General features: G+C 74.0%; 15 protein-coding genes, 1 tRNA gene and 1 pseudogene. 8 read left to right on the plus strand and 9 right to left on the minus strand.

Annotated features, from left to right (window positions below):
* Positions 1 to 27: 27 nt before the first annotated feature.
* The 6 genes and pseudogenes from fdhE (at position 28) to HJG45_RS09605 (ending at position 5,529) form a co-directional block, all read left to right on the plus strand.
* Positions 28 to 945, plus strand: a complete 918-nt coding sequence (gene fdhE / locus HJG45_RS09580; RefSeq protein ID WP_171611908.1) for a formate dehydrogenase accessory protein FdhE — start codon at positions 28 to 30, stop codon at positions 943 to 945.
* 4 nt (positions 946 to 949) lie between these two features.
* Positions 950 to 2,347: an L-seryl-tRNA(Sec) selenium transferase gene (gene selA / locus HJG45_RS09585; RefSeq protein WP_171611909.1), complete on the plus strand. Its 1,398-nt coding sequence runs from the start codon at positions 950 to 952 to the stop codon at positions 2,345 to 2,347.
* A gap of 43 nt (positions 2,348 to 2,390) precedes the next feature.
* A complete protein-coding gene (locus tag HJG45_RS09590; RefSeq protein ID WP_254452429.1) occupies positions 2,391 to 3,113 on the plus strand; it encodes a tetratricopeptide repeat protein in 723 nt (240 codons plus the stop codon).
* A pseudogene (selB, locus tag HJG45_RS09595) lies at positions 3,110 to 4,942 on the plus strand (selenocysteine-specific translation elongation factor); the annotation flags it as partial. The gene HJG45_RS09590 and the pseudogene selB, both read left to right, overlap by 4 nt.
* A 99-nt stretch (positions 4,943 to 5,041) precedes the next feature.
* Positions 5,042 to 5,137 (plus strand) — tRNA-Sec (locus tag HJG45_RS09600).
* A 14-nt stretch (positions 5,138 to 5,151) separates the two neighbouring features.
* Positions 5,152 to 5,529: a hypothetical protein gene (locus tag HJG45_RS09605; RefSeq protein ID WP_171611911.1), complete on the plus strand. Its 378-nt coding sequence runs from the start codon at positions 5,152 to 5,154 to the stop codon at positions 5,527 to 5,529.
* A gap of 161 nt (positions 5,530 to 5,690) precedes the next feature.
* Here HJG45_RS09605 and HJG45_RS09610 read toward each other — a convergent pair whose 3' ends face one another.
* The 9 genes from HJG45_RS09610 to HJG45_RS09650 form a co-directional block, all read right to left on the minus strand.
* Positions 5,691 to 6,014 (minus strand): hypothetical protein, encoded by a 324-nt coding sequence (locus HJG45_RS09610; protein ID WP_217362886.1) that lies wholly within the window; start codon positions 6,012 to 6,014, stop codon positions 5,691 to 5,693.
* A 72-nt stretch (positions 6,015 to 6,086) separates the two neighbouring features.
* Positions 6,087 to 7,133, minus strand: a complete 1,047-nt coding sequence (gene selD / locus HJG45_RS09615; RefSeq protein ID WP_171611913.1) for a selenide, water dikinase SelD — start codon at positions 7,131 to 7,133, stop codon at positions 6,087 to 6,089.
* Between the two features lie 66 nt (positions 7,134 to 7,199).
* Complete coding sequence (locus HJG45_RS09620; protein ID WP_171611914.1) at positions 7,200 to 8,456, minus strand: molybdopterin molybdotransferase MoeA; 1,257 nt, start codon at positions 8,454 to 8,456, stop codon at positions 7,200 to 7,202.
* On the minus strand, positions 8,446 to 8,730 hold the full coding sequence (locus tag HJG45_RS09625; RefSeq protein ID WP_171611915.1) for a formate dehydrogenase subunit delta: 285 nt from the start codon (positions 8,728 to 8,730) through the stop codon (positions 8,446 to 8,448). Before HJG45_RS09625 ends, HJG45_RS09620 begins: the two co-directional genes overlap by 11 nt.
* The gene (gene fdhD / locus HJG45_RS09630; protein WP_171611916.1) at positions 8,727 to 9,572 is read right to left on the minus strand and encodes a formate dehydrogenase accessory sulfurtransferase FdhD; all 846 of its coding nucleotides are present in this window, start codon (positions 9,570 to 9,572) and stop codon (positions 8,727 to 8,729) included. Before fdhD ends, HJG45_RS09625 begins: the two co-directional genes overlap by 4 nt.
* Positions 9,559 to 12,426 carry a formate dehydrogenase subunit alpha gene (gene fdhF / locus HJG45_RS09635; protein ID WP_171612142.1) on the minus strand — a complete coding sequence of 956 codons (2,868 nt, stop codon included), beginning with the start codon at positions 12,424 to 12,426 and terminating at the stop codon, positions 9,559 to 9,561. The genes fdhD and fdhF overlap by 14 nt, the downstream gene beginning before the upstream one ends.
* Before the next feature lie 10 nt (positions 12,427 to 12,436).
* Positions 12,437 to 13,990 carry an NADH-quinone oxidoreductase subunit NuoF gene (locus tag HJG45_RS09640; RefSeq protein WP_171611917.1) on the minus strand — a complete coding sequence of 518 codons (1,554 nt, stop codon included), beginning with the start codon at positions 13,988 to 13,990 and terminating at the stop codon, positions 12,437 to 12,439.
* Positions 13,987 to 14,442, minus strand: coding sequence for a formate dehydrogenase subunit gamma (locus tag HJG45_RS09645; RefSeq protein ID WP_171611918.1), 456 nt, complete (start codon positions 14,440 to 14,442; stop codon positions 13,987 to 13,989). Before HJG45_RS09645 ends, HJG45_RS09640 begins: the two co-directional genes overlap by 4 nt.
* Before the next feature lie 226 nt (positions 14,443 to 14,668).
* Complete coding sequence (locus HJG45_RS09650; RefSeq protein WP_171611919.1) at positions 14,669 to 15,580, minus strand: LysR substrate-binding domain-containing protein; 912 nt, start codon at positions 15,578 to 15,580, stop codon at positions 14,669 to 14,671.
* A 293-nt stretch (positions 15,581 to 15,873) separates the two neighbouring features.
* Here HJG45_RS09650 and HJG45_RS09655 point away from each other — a divergent pair, with 293 nt between their 5' ends.
* Entirely contained in the window at positions 15,874 to 17,571 is a 1,698-nt protein-coding gene (locus tag HJG45_RS09655; RefSeq protein WP_171611920.1) for a dihydroxyacetone kinase family protein, read from the plus strand.
* A gap of 132 nt (positions 17,572 to 17,703) precedes the next feature.
* A complete protein-coding gene (locus tag HJG45_RS09660; RefSeq protein ID WP_171611921.1) occupies positions 17,704 to 19,305 on the plus strand; it encodes an ABC transporter substrate-binding protein in 1,602 nt (533 codons plus the stop codon).
* Positions 19,306 to 19,363: the final 58 nt, after the last annotated feature.

Genomic DNA, 19,363 nt, shown 5'->3' on the forward strand with positions numbered 1-19,363 from the left:
GTGGCCGGTCCGGCCCGTCGAGGTGACATGTCCGCATTCCAATCCCCGCAGCCCGACCCCTCGGCGATCGGACGTCTGGCGAAGGCGCCCTTCGCCCTGCTGCCCGATCCGGCCTCGCACTTTCGCCGACGCGCCGAGCGCTTCGAGGTTCTGGCGGCCGATTCCGCTCTCGCCCCCTATCTGCGCTTCCTCGCCGGGCTGAGCGCGCGGCAGCAGGCGCTCGCCTCCAGCCTGCCGCCGCTGCCCCCGCCGCCCGCGGCCCAGCTCGAGAGGGCCCGGAGCGCCGCCATGCCGCCGCTCGACCGCCATGCCATGGTGGGTGCGGCCGACCTGACGGGCCTGGTCACGCAATTCCTCGACGCGGTCGCCGACCTCGCCATGCCGGCGCCCGCCGCCGCGGCGCTGGCGGCGCTGCGGGTGGCCGATCCTGCCGAGCGCGCCGCCATGCTCGGCAATGTCCTTGCCGATGCCATCCCGGCCGATGCGCTGCCGCAGCACCTTTTCCTCTCGGCGGCGCTGCAGGTGCAGGCCGTGCGCCAGGCCGCGGTGCTGGATGCGGCGCGGCTGGTGCCGGTCGGGACCGGGCTCTGCCCGGTCTGCGGCGGGCCGCCCGTCGCCTCCTTCGTCACCGGTCGCCCCGGCGCCGAGGGCGCGCGCTACGCCGCCTGCGCCTTCTGCGGCACGGCGTGGAACGAGGTGCGCATCAAATGCCTCGCCTGCAACTCGACCAAGGGCATCGGCTACCGCGCGCCCGAGGGCGAGGATGCGACCATCAAGGCCGAGACCTGCGATGCCTGCCGGAGCTGGGTGAAGATCCTCTACCAGGACCGGAACCCGGCGCTCGACCCGCTCGCGGACGATGTCGGCAGCCTCGGCCTCGACCTGCTGATGCAGGGCGCCGAGTACCGCCGCGCCGGCTTCGACCCCTTCCTCATCGGCTACTGACCCCATGCCGGACAAGGCCGCGCTGCGCGCCCTGCCTTCGGTGGACCGCGTCCTCTCGACGCCCGACGGCGCCGCGCTGATCGATGCGCATGGCCGTGCCGAGGTCACCGCCGCGATCCGGGCGGCGCTGGCCGGGCTGCGTGCCGAGGGTGGCACCGGCGCGGCCACGGTGGAGGCGGCGGTCCTCGCCCGGGCGCGGGACTGGCTGGCGGCGCGGCAGCCCGCGGGCTTGCGCCCCGTCTTCAACCTCACCGGCACCGTGCTGCACACCAATCTCGGCCGCGCCCTGCTGGCCGAGGCGGCGATCGAGGCCGCCACCACGGCGATGCGCGAGGCGATGGCGCTGGAGTTCGACCTTGGCACCGGCCGGCGCGGCGAGCGCGACGACCATCTGCGCAGCCTGCTATGCGAGCTGACCGGCGCCGAGGATGCGACGGCGGTCAACAACAACGCCGCCGCCGTGCTGCTCGCCCTCAACACCCTCGGCGCCGGCCGCGAGGCGCTGGTCTCGCGCGGCGAGCTGATCGAGATCGGCGGCGCCTTCCGCATGCCGGACATCATGGCACGGGCCGGTGTCCGGCTGGTCGAGATCGGCACCACCAACCGCACCCATGCGCGCGACTACGAGGCCGCGATCGGGCCGGAGACCGGCCTGATCCTGAAGGTCCATACCTCGAACTATCGGATCGAGGGCTTCACCGCCGCGGTGGGCGGCGCCGCGCTCGCCGGCATCGCCCGCAAGGCCGGGGTGCCGCTGCTGAACGACCTCGGCTCGGGCACGCTGATCGACCTCGCGCCGCATGGGTTGCAGCGCGAGCCGACGGTGCGCGAGGTGGTGGCGGAGGGCGCCGATCTCGTCACCTTCTCCGGCGACAAGCTGCTCGGCGGGCCGCAGGCGGGCTTCATCCTCGGGCGGCGCGACCTCATCGCCGCCATCAACCGCAACCCGATGAAGCGGGCGCTGCGGCTCGACAAGATCCGCCTCGCCGCGCTGGTGGCGACCCTGCAGCTCTACCGCGATCCGGACCGGCTGGCGGCGCGGCTGCCGACGCTGCGGCTGCTGGCGCGCGACACGGCGGAGATCGCCGCCCTGGCCGCCCGCCTCGCACCACGCGTGGCGGCGCTGCTGCCGCCCGGCTTCGGCGCCGAGGCCTGCGACTGCCGTAGCCAGATCGGCTCCGGCGCCCTGCCGCTTGACACCTTGCCGAGCGCCGGGCTGCGGGTGACGGCGCCACGCGGGCGGGAGCTCGAGCGGCTGGTGGCGGCGCTGCGCGACCTGCCGCGCCCGGTGCTCGGCCGGTTGCAGGACGGGGCGCTGCTGCTCGACCTGCGCTGCCTGGAGGAGGAGGCGGGCTTCCTCGGCAGCCTCGGGCATCTCGCGAGGCGATATGGGCTGGCTTGACCGGCTGCGCCGCGCCCCGACACCCGACCCGATGGCGGCGGCGATGGCGGCCTTCCGGCGCGGCGACCATGCGGCGGCGCTTGTCCTGTGGGAGGGGCCGGCGCGGGCCGGCGATGCGCGGGCCCAGTGCAATATCGGCGCCTGCTTCGCCGAGGGGCTCGGCGTGCCGGCCGATGCCAGGCTGGCGCTGCGCTGGCTCACCCCGCCGGCAGAGGCGGGCTATCCGCCGGCGCAGCGCAACCTTGCCGGGCTGCTGCTGCGCGGCGGGGCGGGGATCGAGACGGATTTCGCCCGCGCCGCCGCGCTCTACCGCCGCGCCGCCGAGGCCGGCGACGCGCTGGCGCAGGACATGCTGAGCTGGATGCTGCTCGAGGGCGAGGTAATGCCGCCCGATCCGACCGAGGCGCGGCGCTGGGCCGAGGCGGCCGCGGCGCAGGGCATCGCCGCCGCCATGACGCGGCTCGGCATGCTGCACCACCATGCCATGGGCGTGCCGCGCGATCCGGCGATGGCGGTGCGGTGGTGGCGGCAGGCGGCCGCGCGCGGCGATGCCGATGGCCAGGCCATGCTCGGCGCCGCGCTGCATCTCGGCGCCGGCATCGCGGCGGATCCGGTCGCGGCCCTCACTTGGCTGCTGCGGGCCCAGGCGGGCGGCAGCCAACTCGCCCGACCCTTCCTCGGCCCCGCCCGGGCGGGGCTCGACGCGGCGGGGCAGGCGGAGGCCGCGGCGCGCGCGGCGGCGCCATTGCCGGAGGTGACGGCATGATCATCGGCACCGCCGGCCATATCGACCACGGCAAGACGGCGCTGGTGCAGGCGCTGACCGGCATCGACACCGACCGGCTGAAGGAGGAGAAGGCGCGCGGCATCACCATCGAGCTCGGCTTCGCCTATCTCGCCACCCGGCCCGATGGCCCGGTGATCGGCTTCGTCGACGTGCCGGGGCATGAGCGCTTCGTCCATACCATGCTGGCCGGGGCGGGCGGCATCGACGCCGCGTTGCTGGTCGTCGCGGCCGATGACGGGGTGAAACCGCAGACGCTCGAGCATCTGGCGATCCTCGACCTGCTCGGCATCGCCCGCGGCCTCGTCGTCCTCAGCAAGGCCGACCTCGCCGATGCGCCGCGGCGTGCGGCGGTGACGGGCGAGATCCGCGCCGCCCTGGCCGGCACCGGGCTCGGCGCGGCGCCGGTCCTGCCGGTCTCGGTCCGCAGCGGCGAGGGGATGCCGGCGCTGCGGGCCGCGCTGGAATGCCTCGCCGCCGAGACCGGCGCGCGTGCCGCCGGCGGCGCTTTCCGGCTGGCGGTGGATCGCTGCTTCACCCTGGCCGGGGCCGGCACCGTCGTGACCGGCACGGTCCTCTCCGGCGCCGTCGCCACCGGCCAGGCGGTGGTGGTGAGCCCGCGCGGGCTGCCGGCGCGGGTGCGCTCCATCCATGCGCAGAACCGCCCGGCCGAGCGGGGTGTGGCGGGGCAGCGCTGCGCGCTGAACCTCGCCGGCGAGGGCATCGGCCGGGACGCCATCGCCAGCGGCGACATGGTGCTCGACCCGGCGTTGCACGCGCCGACCGACCGGATCGATGCCCGGCTTCGCCTGCTCGGCAGCGCCCCGAAGCCGGTCGGCACCTGGTTCCCGGCGCGGCTGCACCATGCCAGCGCCGAGGCCGGCGTCCGGCTGGTGCCGCTCGGCGAGGCGGTGCAGCCGGGCGGGCAGGGGCTGGTGCAACTCGTGCTCGACCGGCCGATCGCCGCGGCGGTGGGCGACCGCTTCGTCCTGCGCGACGTCTCGGCGCAGCACACCATCGGCGGCGGCCGCTTCCTCGACCTGCGGGCGCCGGCGCGACGGCGCCAGGTGCCGGAACGCCTCGCCCAACTCGAGGCCCTGGCCGCGTCGAATCCTGGCGAGGCGCTGGCGCGGCTGCTCGCCACGCCGCCCGGACTGGTCGAGCTCACCGGCTTCGCGCGCGACCATGCGCTGGCGGAGGGTGAGGAGGCGGCGCTGGCCGCCGCGGAAGATCCCGTCATCCTGGAGGCCGGCGGGCTGCGGCACGCATTGTCGCGCTCCGGCTGGGAGGGCTTGGCGCGCGACCTCGCCGCGACGCTTGCCCGCTTCCACGAGGAGACCCCCGACCAGCAGGGCCTGGGCCGGGAGCGGCTGCGCCTGCTGCTCACGCCGCGCTTGCCGGGTCCGGCCTTCCTCGCCGCGCTGACCCGGCTGACGCGCGAGGGCGCGCTGGTGCTGGAGGGGGCTTTCGTCCGCCTGCCGGGCCATGCGGTGCGGCTCGATCCGGCGGATGAGGCGCTCTTCGCCCGCATCCTGCCGCGGCTCGGCGGCGCGGCGCGCTTCCGGCCGCCGCGCGTGCGCGACCTCGCCGGCGATCTCGATGTGCCGGAGACGGAGGTGCGGCGGCTGCTGAAGGCCTGCGCCCGGCTCGGCCGCGTCGACCAGGTGGCGCATGACCACTTCTTCGACCGACGCACCACGGCGGAGATGGTGGCGATCGCCCAGGACGTGGCGCGCGGGGCGCCGGACGGGGTCTTCACCGCCGCCGCCTTCCGCGACCGCATGGACAATGGCCGCAAGGTGGCGATCCAGATCCTCGACTTCTTCGACCGCCACGGCGTTACCTTGCGCCGGGGCGATCTGCGGCGCATGAACCCGCACCGCGCCGACCTGTTCGGCGATCAGGCGCTTGGAAGGGATTCGCTCCCGGTGGGGCGTCCGGACTTCAAATCCGGGTGGGGCAGTGAGGCTGTCCCGGGTGGGTTCGACTCCCATTCTCTTCCGCCAGCGCCGGAGGCGCCATGAGCGCGGCCCGCGACACCGATTTCGACGACTGGCTCACCGCGACCTTCGCCGCGGTCGGGCCCTTCACGATGCTCGTCGTGCTGCTCGACATCACCGAGCGGACGGTCGAGCCGCTACGGGCGGCGCATCTGCACGTAATGGGCGACGAGACCCGCTGGCCGGAGATGCTCGCGCTCTTCGCCGGGGCCGGGGTGCCCTGGTCCGGCGCGGTCTTCTACCGGGCCGGGCGCGAGGGGCTGGTCGAGGACCGGGTGGCGCGGGAACGCCTCGCCGCGCTGACGCGCAAGCTGCACGAGGACCGCTCCCTGGTGGGCGAGGGAGAGTTCTTCAACCGCGACGGCTTGCGGCTGCGCATCGAGCCGCGGGACCATTGATGCCGGCGTGCTACCCGGCTCATGCCGGGCGCACGAGGTTCCGACCGGCCCGCAGGGCCAAGCGTCCGAACGGACGCCGCGCGAGTGCGGCGGAGCCAAGCCGCTGGACGCGGCGCCCGGCATTCGAGGGGCACGACGGTGAAACCTTCGTGCACAAGATATCAGCAGCGCTCCGCCCGGACCGGCGCCGCCAGCGGGTCGAGGCCGCGGGCGGTCGGCGGCTGCCAGGTGCTGGAGGAGCTGACGGCGCCCTGGGGGTTGGTGCCGATCTGCGAGCCGCCGGTGCCGCCGCTCCAGCCCGTCGAACCGGCATTGCCCGGGGCGGTGCCGTCCCGGCTGTTGCGCGCGGGCGGCGTCGCCGCCTCGGCCTGGGCGCCGGGCGGACAGCCCTTGGACGCCGCGGGCGCCGGCTGCTGCTGCGCGAAGCCCGGCATGGCCAGGGCGAGGCCGGCGACGAGGCCGATGAGGGTGGTTCGAACCAGCATGCGAGGCATCCCCGGTTGCGGCGGTGTCACACGCCCAACGCCGCAGCGCCGGCCGCGTGACCGCGGCGTTGCTCATTCCACCTGGATGCGCGCCGATCCGGCCGTGACGCTGCCGATGCGCCGCGCCGCGGGGTAGCCGGCGGCGGTGATCCGCGCCACCAGCCCCTCCGCCGCCGCGCCGTCGCAGGCGATGAGCAGGCCGCCCGAGGTCTGCGGATCGGTCAGCAGCGCCCGCTGCCAGTCCGGGCACTCTGGCGGCAACGCGACCGCCTCGCCATAGCTCGCCCAATTGCGCTGCGAGGCGCCGGTTACGAAGCCCTGCCGCGCCAGCGCCGCGGCGCGCGGCAGCAGCGGCACATCCTCGAAGCGGACCGACAGCGACACGCCCGAGCCGCGCGCCATCTCCAGCGCATGGCCGAGCAGGCCGAAGCCGGTCACGTCGGTCAGCCCATGCACCGCCGGCTCCTCGGCGAGCTCGGCACCGATCCGGTTCAGCAGGGTGGTCGAGCGCAGCATCGCCGCGTAATCGGCCTCCGGCAGCTCGTGCTTCTTGATGGCGGCGGAATAGATGCCGACACCGATCCCCTTGGTCAGGATCAGCGCGTCGCCCGGCCGGGCGCCGGTGTTGCGGCGGATGCGGTCGGGATGGCCGAGGCCGATCACCGCCAGCCCGTAGATCGGCTCGGGCGAATCGATGGAATGGCCGCCGGCCACCGGGATGCCGGCCTCGGCGCAGATTGCGGCGCCGCCGGCGAGGATACGGCGGATCACCGCCGGCTCCAGCTTGCCGATCGGCATGCCAAGGATCGCCAGGGCCATGATCGGCCTGCCGCCCATGGCGTAGATGTCGGAGATGGCGTTGGTGGCGGCGATGCGGCCGAAATCCTCCGGGTCATCGACCATCGGCATGAAGAAATCCGTGGTGGCGATGACCGCGAGGTTGTCATTCACCTGCCAGACCGCGGCGTCGTCGGCCGTCTCGGCGCCGACCAGGAGCTGGCTGAAGGGCCGTGCCGCCGGCTGGTCGGCGAGCAGGCTCTGCAGCACCGAGGGGGCGAGCTTGCAGCCGCAGCCGCCGCCATGGGCGAGGTCGGTGAGGCGTGGGGTCTGGCTGGGCATGGCTGGCTCCGTCTCCCGCGTTGTTCCTATCGCATATCCTGCGCGCCGGTCGCAGCCGGGCGCGGCTCATCCGCCCGCCAGCGTCCCGAAACCATGGAACCGCACCTCGCCACCCGGCCGGAGCTCGGCCAGCCCATCCGCCTCGGCGAAGGGGGTGAGCCGGGCCGAGCCGAAGCGCCGCGGCACCGCGAGCAGGGGCAGCCCATCCGCCTCGCCGGCCAGCCGGGCGGGCAGGAATTCAGTGCGCTCGCCGGCCGGGCGCGGCTCGGCCAGCCGCGCCGGCTGCCCGGTCAGCGGGGCCGGGACGCGCCCCGCCAACTGCTCGACCAGGGGCCGGGCATAGAGCAGTGCCCCGACCAGCGCCGCCACCGGATTGCCGGCGAGGCCGAGCAGCGGCAGGGCGCCAAGCCGGGACAGCAACAGCGGCTTGCCGGGGCGCTGGGCCAGGGCGAGGCGCTCAACCGTGCCGCCGAGGGCGCGGATGGCCGGGGCCAGCCGGTCCGCCTCGCTGCCGGCGGCGGAACCGCTGGAGACCACCAGGTCGAGATCGCCCGCCGCCGCCAGGCAAGCCGCGACGGCCGCGTCCTCGTCCCGGGCGATGCCGAGGTCGTGCAGCGTCACGCAGGGATCGGCGAGGACCGCCCGCAGCATCGGCCGGTTGGCATCGGGGATGGTGCCGGCGGAACCGGCAGCGCCGGGCGGCAGCAACTCGCTGCCGGTCGAGAGGATGCCGATGCGCACCCGCCGCCGCACCGCCACGCTGCCGGCGCCCGCCGCGGCGGCGAGGGCGAGGCGCGCCGCGCCCAGCCGCGCGCCGGCGCGCAGGATCACCGCGCCCGCCGCCGCATCCTCGCCGCGGCGGCGGATGTGCTGCTCCCGCCGCACCGGCCGCAGCAGCACCACGCGCCCTGCCTCCAGGCGGCAGGCTTCCTCGAAGATCACGGCGGCGCTGCCGGGCGGCACCGCGGCGCCGGTCAGGACGCGCGCCGCCTCGCCGGGGGCGAGCGGCCGCGCATCCGGCTGGCCGGGCGCGATCGCGGCGCGGTGGCGCAGCGCCAGGGATGGGTCGCGGTCCAGCGCCTCGGCGCCGATGGCGAAGCCGTCCATGGCCGCGGTGTCGAAGGGCGGCATGTCGCGCGCGGCAAGCAGGTCTTCCGCCAGCACCCGGCCCGCCGCATCGTCCAACGGCAGGGTCTCGTTGCCCGCGACCGGGCCGGCAAGGGCCAGCACGCGCCGCCGCGCCTCGGTGACCGAGAGGCGGGAGGCGGCGGACGGGGTGGCGCGCGGCGGCCGCGCCAGGCTGCCGCCGCCCTCAGCCGGCATCGCTCTCCATCGGCCCGAGCGTCTCGGGCCCCGCGACCTCGCGGTGGATCGGGCTGCCGGCGAGGTCGCCCTCCCGCATCGCCGCCACCACCACGGCATCGATCCCCGGCATGCCGGCGGCGCAGAACCCGGCCAGGGCGCGGCGCATGCCGGGGGTCCAGAAGGCCTGGATATGCTCGCGCGTGCCGGCCACCGCCTCCGCCTCCGGATAGGCGCGGAAGAAGGCGGCGATCTGGTTGGCCATGCGGATGAGCTTCTCGGGCTTCGCGCTCATGCCGCATCCCCCTCGGCCCGCAGCCGCTCCGCGCCGTGGAAGGCGGTGACGGCGTCGCGGCGGGCGATGGCGAGCAGGATCATGTCGTGCTGCCGGGCGCGCTCGAGGGCGAGCGAGGTGGGGGCGGAGATGGCGACGAGGGCCCGGGCGCCCATGGCAGCCGCCTTCTCCACCATCTCGAAGGAGCAGCGGCTGGTGACGATGACGAAGCCCTCGCCCGCCGGGACCCTGTCGCGCAGCATGGCGCCGGCCAGCTTGTCGAGCGCGTTGTGCCGGCCGACATCCTCGCGCAGCAGCGCCAGCTCGCCCGTGGCGGTGGCGAAGCCCGCCGCATGCGCGCCGCGCGTCGCATCGCCGAGCGCCTGGCGCGTCTCCAGCGCCGAGAGCGCGCGCCGGAGGGCGGCGAGGGAGAGCGCCGGCGCCGGGCCCATGGGGGAGGCGGCCTGCGGCAGGTCGTCCAGATCCTCGATGCCGCAGAGGCCGCAGCCGGTGCGGCCGACCATGGAGCGGCGGCGGGCCAGGTGCGCGTGCAGCCGGGCCGGGACGAGATCGACCTGCAGCCGCAGCCCGCGCGCCTCGGCCTCGATGGAGACGGCGCGGATATCGGCGGCGCCGGCGATCACGCCCTCGGTCAGGCTGAAGCCATAGGCGAAATCCTCGAGATCGGCTGGCGTCGCCATCATCACCGCATAGGGCACGGTGGCGTAGGTGATGTTGACCGGCACCTCCTCGGGCACCAGGCGCTGGCCGGGCCGCGGGGGGCCGCCGAAGGGCAGCGTCACCGCCTCGACAGAGACCGCGCCAGCCGGCAGCGCCGCCGGCAGGTCGTCACTCAGCGGCATGAGCCGGGGCGGGCGGGGCGCGGCGGGTCAGGGCGGTGTCCTCCTCGAAGAAGCGGGCCTGCCAGTCGGAGGGCCGGTTGGTCCGCCGCACCTGCACGGCGGTGACCTTGTATTCCGGGCAGTTGGTCGCCCAGTCGGAATAGTCGGTCGTGATCACATTGGCTCCGGTCTTGGCGTGGTGGAAGGTGGTGTAAACCACGCCCGGCTGCACCCGTTCCGTGATCCGCGCCCGCAAGGCGATGTCGCCGGAGCGGCTCTCCACCGCGACCAGGTCGCCGTCGCGCACCCCGCGCGCCTCGGCATCGAAGGGGTGGATCTCCAGCACGTCCTCGGCATGCCAGCGGCTGTTCTCGGTGCGGCGGGTCTGCGCCCCGACATTGTACTGCGAGAGGATGCGGCCGGTGGTGAGGATGAGCGGGAAGCGAGGCCCGGTGCGCTCCTCGGTCGGGACGAACTCCGTGATCATGAACTTGCCCTTGCCGCGGACGAAGCGGTCCACATGCATCATCGGCGTGCCTTCGGGCGCCTCCGCATTGCAGGGCCACTGCACCGAGCCGAGGGCATCGAGCCTGGCGTAGCTGACCCCCGCGAAGCTCGGCGTCAGGGCGGCGATCTCGTCCATGATCTCGGAGGGATGGCTGTAGGACATCGGGTAGCCGAGGGCGTTGGAGAGCGCCATCGTCACCTCCCAGTCCGCCAGGCCGCCGAGCGGCTGCATCACCTTGCGCACGCGGTTGATGCGCCGCTCGGCATTGGTGAAGGTGCCGTCCTTCTCGAGGAAGGAGGAGCCGGGCAGCAGGACATGCGCGTATTTCGCCGTCTCGTTCAGGAAGATATCCTGCACGACGAGGCATTCGAGGGCGCGCAGCCCGGCGGTGACGTGCTGGGTGTCGGGGTCGGACTGGGCGATGTCCTCGCCCTGGACGTAGAGGCCCTTGAAGCGGCCCTCCACCGCCTCGTCCAGCATGTTCGGGATGCGCAGCCCCGGCTCGGCCTCGAGCGGCACGCCCCAGAGCGATTCGAAGGCCTCCCGCGTCGCGTCGTCCGCCACGTGCCGGTAGCCCGGCAGCTCGTGCGGGAAGGAGCCCATGTCGCAGGAGCCCTGGACGTTGTTCTGCCCGCGCAGGGGATTCACGCCCGTTCCCTCGCGGCCGACATTGCCGGTCGCCATGGCGAGGTTGGCCATCGCCATCACCATGGTCGAGCCCTGCGAATGCTCGGTGACGCCGAGGCCGTAATAGATGGCCGCCCGCCCGCCCGTCGCATAGAGCCGCGCCGCCGCGCGCAGCTCGGCCGCCGGTACGCCGGTGACCGGCTCGACCGCCTCGGGGGCATGGCGCGGATCGGCGATGAAGCGGGCCCAGACCTCGAAATCGCCGAGCTCGCAGCGCTCCCGCACATAGGCCTCGTTCACCAGCCCTTCGGTGACGATGACATGCGCCATGGCGTTGACCACGGCGACGTTGCTGCCGGGGCGGAGCTGCAGGTGGTGCGCGGCGCGGATATGCGGCGAGCGCACCAGGTCGATCCGACGCGGGTCGATGACGACGAGCTTCGCCCCCGCCCGCAGCCGACGCTTCAGCCGCGAGCCGAAGACCGGATGGCCGTCGGTCGGGTTGGCGCCGATGACGAGCACCACATCGGCCTTGTCCACCGAGCGGAAATCCTGCGTCCCGGCGGAGGTGCCGAGCGTTGCCTTCAGCCCGTAGCCGGTCGGCGAGTGGCAGACCCGGGCGCAGGTATCGACGTTGTTGTTGCCGAAGCCGGCACGGACCAGCTTCTGCACCAGGTAGGTCTCCTCATTGGTGCAGCGCGAGGAGGTGATGCCGCCGACCGCGTCCCGGCCGTAGCGCGCCTGGATGCGGCGGAATTCCCCGGCGGCATGGGCGATCGCCTCCTCCCAGGAGACCTCGCGCCAGGGATCGGTGATCCGCGCGCGGATCATCGGGCGGGTGATGCGGTCCTTGTGATGCGCGTAGCCCCAGGCGAAGCGGCCCTTGACGCAGGAATGCCCCTCATTCGCGCGGCCAGCCTTCCAGGGCACCATGCGGATGACGGTGTCGCCCTGCATCTCCGCCTTGAAGGAGCAGCCGACGCCGCAATAGGCGCAGGTGGTGACCACCGAATGCTCCGGCTGCCCCTGCTCGATCACCGTGTTCTCGATCAGCGTCGCGGTCGGGCAGGCCTGCACGCAGGCGCCGCAGGAGACGCAGTCGGAGGCGAAGAAATCCGTGCCGCCGGCGGAGACCCGGCTGTCGAAGCCGCGGCCCTCGATGGTCAGGGCGAAGGTGCCCTGCACCTCCTCGCAGGCCCGGACGCAGCGGTTGCAGACGATGCATTTCGACGGGTCGTAGGTGAAATAGGGGTTCGTCGTGTCCTTCGGCAGGGCGAGCGGCGAGTCCGGCCGGACATGGTTGGCGCCCTCCATGCCGTAGCGGACCTCGCGCAGCCCGATCTGGCCGGCGGTGTCCTGCAGCTCGCAATCGCCATTGGCGGCGCAGGTGAGGCAGTCGAGCGGGTGGTCGGAGATGTAGAGCTCCATCACCCCGCGCCGCAGCCGGCCGAGCCGCTCGCCCTGGGTGCGCACCACCATGCCGGCCTCGGCCGGGGTGGTACAGGAGGCGGGGGTGCCGCGCCGCCCCTCGATCTCGACGAGGCACATGCGGCAGGAGCCGAAGGGCTCCAGCGAATCCGTGGCGCAGAGCTTCGGGATCTTCGTGCCCAGCAGCATCGCCGCCGCCATCACCGAGGTGCCGGCGGGCACGGTGACGGCTTGGCCGTCGATGGTGAGGGTGACGCTCTCCGCCGCGCTGCGCAGCGGGGTGCCGTAATCGGTCTCGCGGATCAGGCCCATCGCCGTCGCCTCACTCAGCCGCCAGCGGCGCGGCGCCACGGCCGAAATCCTCGGGGAAATGGGTGAGCGCGCTCATCACCGGCAGCGGCGTCAGCCCGCCCATGGCGCAGAGCGAGCCGTCGCGCATGACCTCGCAGAGATCCTCGACCAAGGCGAGGTTGCGCGCCGGCTGCCGGCCGGCGATCACCCGGTCGATCACCTCGACGCCGCGCACCGCGCCGATGCGGCAGGGCGTGCATTTGCCGCAGGATTCCGCGGCGCAGAACTCGAAGGCGAAGCGCGCCTGCCGGGCCATGTCCACCGTGTCGTCGAAGACCACGATGCCGCCATGGCCGAGCATGCCGCCGGCCCCGGCCAGCGCCTCGTAGTCCAGCGGCAGGTCGAGCATGCGCTCGGGGAAATAGGCGCCGAGCGGCCCGCCCACCTGCACCGCGCGCACCGGCCGGCCGCTCCGCGTGCCGCCGCCGAACTCCTCCACCAGCTCGCGCAGGGTCGGGCCGAAGCCGAGCTCCACCAGCCCGCCCCGGCGGATGTTGCCGGCGAGCTGGAAGGGCATGGTGCCGCGCGAGCGGGCCATGCCGCATTCGGCATAGGCGGCGGCGCCATGCGCCAGGATCCAGGGCACGGCGGCGAAGGAGAGCACGTTGTTGATCAGCGTCGGCCGGCCGAACAGCCCGCGCAGCGCCGGGATCGGCGGCTTGGCGCGGACGATACCGCGCTTTCCCTCCAGGCTCTCGAGCAGCGAGGTCTCCTCGCCGCAGATATAGGCGCCGGCGCCGAGCCGCGCCTCCAGCCGGAATTCCCGGCCGCTGCCGAGCACCGAAGCGCCGAGCAGGCCGGCCGCCTCGGCGGCGGCGATGGCGGCGTTCAGGCTGCGCCAAGCCAGCGGATATTCCGAGCGGATATAGATGTAGCCCTGGGTCGCGCCGGTCGCGAGGCCGGCGATCGCCATCCCCTCGATCAGGGTGAAGGGGTCGCCCTCCATCAGCATGCGGTCGGCGAAGGTGCCGCTATCGCCCTCATCGGCGTTGCAGACCACGTATTTCCGCGCGGCCTCGGCGGTGCGGACGCTGCGCCACTTGATGCCGGTCGGGAAGCCGGCGCCGCCGCGGCCGCGCAGGCCGGAGGCGGCGACGGCCTCCACCACCGCCTCGCCGCCCAAAGCGAGCGCTGCTTCCAGCCCGCGCAGCCCGCCCGTGGCGCGGTACTCGGCAAGGGAGAGCGGATCAATCACGCCGCAGCGCGCGAAGGTCAGGCGCTGCTGCCGCGCCAGGAAGGGCATGTCCTCCGGCCGGCTGAGGCGGAGCGGATGCGGCGCCCCCTGCAGCAGCCCGGCATCGAGCAGGCCCTCGACATCCTCCGGCCCGACCGGGCCGTAGGCGATGCGCCCCTCGGGCGTCTCCACCTCCAGCAGCGGCTCCAGCCAGAGCAGGCCGCGCGAGCCGGTGCGGGTGAGGGTGACCGGCTGGCCGCGGCGTTGCGCGGACTCCAACAGCGCGCGCGCCACGGCGCCGGCGCCGAGCGACTCGGCCACGCTGTCGCGGGGCAGGAAGAGCCGGGTCATGCCCGCTCCAGCCGCGTCGCGAGGCGCGCCGCATCGAGCCGCGCCACCGGCTCGCCATCGACCAGCGCCGCCGGGCCGTTGGCGCAGAGGCCAAGGCAGAAGACCGGCTCCAGCGTCACCCGCCCATCCGCGGTGGTGCCGTGCCAGTCCACGCCATAGGCGGCGCGCAGCTCGGCATGCAGTGCATCGGCACCCACCGCCTGGCAGGCCTCGGCGCGGCAGAGCTTCACCACATGGCGGCCCGCCGGCTCCCGCCGGAAATCGTGATAGAAGGTAAGGCAGCCATGCACCTCGGCACGCGAAAGGTTCAGCGCCTCGGCGACCAGCGGCACGGCCTCCTGCGGCACATGGCCGAAGGCATCCTGCAAGCCATGCAGGATGGGCAATGTCGCGCCCTCGCGCCCGGCATGCCCGGCGATGATCGCCATGGCACGCGCGGCATCCCAGTTCATGTGATCCGGCACGTCTTCCTTCCCGGACTCCCTTCGCCGGATCAGGGACCGGGTCGCGCGGCGGGTCAATCAAGCAGATCGGTCGCCCGACAGGCAGAACCGGTCGAAAGACGCGATGGAGTGCCTACAGCGGATTGCGTTCAATACTGAAGGCCGCTCCGCTGTAGTGCCTTGTTTCCACGGCAGATTCATGCGTCCGGGCGTTCATGCCCTCCCGCGATCTGCTCTAGACCGGCACCTCCTCGCCGCCGGAGAAGCCCAGCGCCGCCTCCCGCGCCTCGGCGACGAAGGCGCTGACCAGGGGCAGGGCCGGGTCCCGTTGCAATGCAACAAGACCGATCGCATGCGAGACCTCGGGCGCCGTGATCGGGATGGCCCGCAAATGCCCGGTCAGGCCGAGCAACTCGGCGAGGACGGTCGGCAGGATGCTGGCCCAGCGGCCGGTTCGCACATGCGTCATCAGCACGATCATGGAATTCGATTCCAGCGCCGTCGCCGGCGCTGTGCCGGCGGCGCGCAGATGCGCGTCGATGATGCGGCGGTTCTGCATGTCCGGCGTCAGCAGGCAGAGCGGCACCTCCGCCGCCTCGGCCCAGGTCACGGCATCCCGCCGGCCGAGCGGCGCCTCGGCGGCGGTGATCAGCCGGTAGCTCTCGCGGTAGAGCGGCAGGGCAGTGACGCGGCCGAGCGGCTCGTTGTCGAGATAGGTCAGGCCGATATCCGCCTCGAGATTGGCCAGCAGGCTGAGGATCTCGGCCGAGGTGGTGGAGCGGATGGTGAAGCGGACGCCGGGATGCCGGGCGTGGAAGGGCGTGGTCAGCGAGGCGATAACGGGCAGCGCGGTCGGGATCGCGGCGATGCGCAGATGCCCGGCGAGGCCGCGGCTGAGCCGCCGCACCTCCTGCCGCATGGCGCGGGAATCGCCGACGATGCGCCGCGCCCATTCCAGCGCCTTCTCGCCCTCGGCGGTGAAGCCCTGGAAGCGGGAGCCGCGCTGCACCAGCAGCACGCCGAGCCGGTCCTCGAGCTGCTTGATGCCCGCCGAGAAGCTCTGCTGCGTCACCCCGACGACCTCCGCCGCCCGGCCGAAATGCCGTTCGGAGGCGAGGGCGAGCAGCATTTCCAGCTTGTCGATCACGCCGGCGCGGCGCCTTCCCCGTGCTGCCTTGGCGAGTCTATACCAGCGGCTGCCGATGTTAACACGTCGTCAGCCCCCTCGGACGCCGGGCGCGAACCTCCGGTTCGCTTGGCTTCGCGACATAAGTCGCGGGCCCCGTTCAGGGCCTCGGACCAGTCAAGCGCCCGGTCCGTTGGCGTGAGCCTCGCGGCGGCGCCAGCAGCCGCCCCCGCTTGCGACCTCCCGGCTTGTGTCCCACTGGTCGCTGGCCAAGCATGCGGCGGTCGCGCGAGCGGGAGGAAGGTGCGGAGGCCATGAAGAAGCTGCTGAACGATCCGCGCGGCGTGGTGCGCGAGATGCTGGAAGGCCAGGTCGATCTCTGCCCCGGCCAGGCGCTGCTGGAGGCGGCCGATGTGGTGGTGCGCGCCGGCCTGCCGCCGCCCGCCGGCCGGCCGGAGGTCGCCGTGCTCTCCGGCGGCGGCAGCGGGCATGAGCCGGCGCATGCGGGCTATGTCGGCACCGGCATGCTGCACGCCGCCGTCGCCGGCGACGTCTTCACCTCGCCGAGCGTCGATGCCGTGCTGGCCGGGCTGCGGGCCGCCGCCGGGCCGCGCGGCGCGCTTCTCGTCGTCAAGAACTACACCGGCGACCGGCTGAATTTCGGCCTCGCCGCTGAGCTGGCGCGGGCCGAGGGCATCCCGGCCGAGGTGGTCGTCGTCGCCGATGACGTGGCGCTGCGCGACACGGTCGAGCCGGAGCGGCGCCGTGGCATCGCCGGCACGGTGCTGGTGCACAAGGTGGCCGGCGCGGCCGCCGCGGCGGGTCTGCCGCTCGCCGAGGTGGCGGCGGAGGCGCGGGCGGCGGCGGCGGCGATGGGCAGCATGGGCGTCGCGCTCGGCGCCTGCACCGTGCCGGCGGCGGGCCGCCCGGGCTTCACCCTGGGAGCTGAGGAGATCGAGCTCGGCCTCGGCATCCATGGCGAGCAGGGCGTCCGCCGCGGCCCGATGCGACCGGCCGATGCGCTGGTTGAGGAGATCCTGGAGACGATCCTCGCCGATCGCGGCTTCGGCGCCGGCAGCCGCGTCGCGCTGCTGGTGAACGGGCTGGGCGGCACGCCGCCGATGGAGCTGGCCGTGGTCGCGCGCCGGGCGCTCGCCGTGCTGCGCGGCCGCGGCCTCATGGTGGAGCGCGCCTGGGCCGGCAACCTGCTGACGGCGCTGGAGATGCCCGGCATCTCCCTTACCGTGATGCAGGTGGATGCGGCGCGGCTGGCGCGGCTGGATGCGCCGACCGCGGCGCCGGCCTGGCCCGGCAGCGGCCGCATCCCGGCGGAGCGGCAGGTCGTGCGCGCGGCGACGGCGGAGGCGGCGCCGCCGGCGTCGGGCCGGCCGGGGCTGGACGGCGCGGTAGTGCGGCGGGCGGCGCTGGCCGCGGCGGCGGCGCTGGAGCGGGCCGAGCCGCGGCTGACCGAGCTCGACAGTGCCGCCGGCGACGGCGATCTCGGCCTCAGCATGACGCGCGGCGCCGCGGCGATCCGCGCCCTGCCGGACGGTGCCTGGCGGGATGCCCGCGGCGCCCTCACCGCCATGGGCGAGGCGCTGCGCCGGGCGATCGCCGGCAGCTCCGGCCCCTTCTATGCGACGGCGCTGCTGCGCGCCGCGCGCAGCCTGCCGGAAGGCGCGCCGCAGCCGGCCGACTGGGCGCGGGCGCTGGAGGCGGCGGTGGCGGCGATCGCCGAGCTTGGCGGGGCGAAGCCCGGCGACCGCACCATGCTCGATGCGCTGCAGCCGGCGGCGGCGGCCTTCGCCAAGGGGCTCGCGGCCGGGCAGGCGCCGCAGCCGGCCTGGGCCGCGGCGGTGCAGGCGGCGCAGGACGGGGCGGCGGCGACCGCGCAGATGCGGCCGCGCCTCGGCCGGGCCAGCTATCTCGGCGACAGGGCGATCGGCACGCCGGATGCGGGCGCGGCCGCGATCGTCACCTGGCTGGAGGGGATCGCGCCAGGCACGGGCTGAGGCCGGGCGGCGGCGTCAATCGATTCGCTCGCCGCGCACCTATTGCGGCGCAACATGACAGGTGAAAGGCTCCCGCCATAAGGAGACGCCGGCAGCATCCACACGGCCCCACCCAGCCGCCGGGGGCTGTCCATGCATCGACGCCATTTCGCCACGGGCCTCGCCGCCCTGCCATTCGCGGGAGCCTTACCGCGCGCCGCCACCGCCGCCGAGAAGGTGCTGCGCGTGGCGATGACCGCCGCCGACATCCCCTCGACCACCGGCCAGCCGAACCAGGGGGCGGAGGGCATCCGCTTCATGGGCATCACCGCCTATGACGCGCTGACCGCCTGGGACCTGTCGCGCGGCGACATCAAGGCGCGGCTGCGGCCGGGCCTCGCCGAGCGCTGGGAGACCGATCCGGCCGACCGCAACCGCTGGACCTTCCACCTGCGCCAGGGCGTCACCTTCCATGACGGCTCGGAATTCGATGCCGCGGCGGTGGTCTGGAACCTCGACAAGGTGATGAACAAGGCGGCGCCGCAATTCGATTCCGCCCAGGCGGCGCAGGCCGCCACCTTCGTGGCGCCCATCGCCGGCTACCGCGCCGTGGATGGCTCGACGGTCGAGATCGTGACCCGGGAGCCGAATGCGAACCTGCCCTACAAGCTGGTCTCGGTCTTCATGTCCTCGCCGGCGCGCTGGCGCGAGCTGGGCGGGAGCTGGGAGCGCTTCGCGCTGAACCCCTCCGGCACCGGCCCGTGGAAGGTGGAGAAGGTGGCGCCGCGGGAGCGGATCGAGTTTTCCCGCAACACGCAATACTGGGAGCGCGCCCGCATCCCGCGCTGCGACCGGATGGTGATCCAGCCGATGCCGGATGCGCTCACCCGCGCCGCGGCGCTGCTGGCGGGCCAGGTGGACTGGGTGGAGGCGCCCTCGCCGGACCTGATCCCGCGGCTGCGCCAGGCCGGGATGCAGATCGTCACCAACCCCTATCCGCATGTCTGGCCCTATCTGCTGAGCTGCCTGCCGGACAGTCCGTTCAAGGACGTGCGCGTCCGCCAGGCGGTCAATCTCGGCATCGACCGCGAGGGGCTGGTCTCTCTCCTCGGCGGCACCGCCATGGCGGCGAGCGGCGTCGTGCCGAAGACCGATCCCTGGTTCGGCGTGCCGGGCTTCCAGGCGCGGCACGACCCGCGCGAGGCGAAGCGGCTGCTGCAGGCCGCCGGCTACGGGCCGCGCAACCCCTGCAACGCCACGGTGCTGATCTCGACCAGCGGCTCCGGCCAGATGCAGCCCCTGCCGATGAACGAGGCGATCAAGCAGGGGCTGGAGGAGGTCGGCATCAACCTCCGCTTCGAGGTGCTGGAATGGGAGGCGCTGCGCGGCCGCCGCCGTTCCGGCGCCGCGGCGCCGGAGAATCGCGGCATGCACGGGCTGAACAACTCGCTCGGCTCGGCCGAGCCCTCTTCGATCATCGATGCGATCTGGTCGAAGCGGGCGCCGCCGGTCGGGCTGAACTGGGGCTGGTTCAAGGATGCCCGCCTGGACGACCTCGCGGCGCGCTGCGAGGTGGAGTTCGATCCGGAGAAGCAGGACATGCTGCTGGGCGAACTGCATGCCGGCTTCGTCGACCAGGCGCTCTGGGCCTTCATCGTGCATGACCTCAACCCGCGCGCCCTCGGACCGCGGCTCCGGGGCTTCGTGCAGGCGCAGAGCTGGTCGCAGGACCTCACCACCGTGGACATCGGCTGATGCCGCCGCACGCGCTCACCGCCGCCGAGGCGGCGATCCGCACCTGACCGTTGCCACT

The sequence above is a fragment of the Roseicella sp. DB1501 genome (assembly GCF_013112485.1).
Lineage (GTDB): Bacteria > Pseudomonadota > Alphaproteobacteria > Acetobacterales > Acetobacteraceae > Paracraurococcus.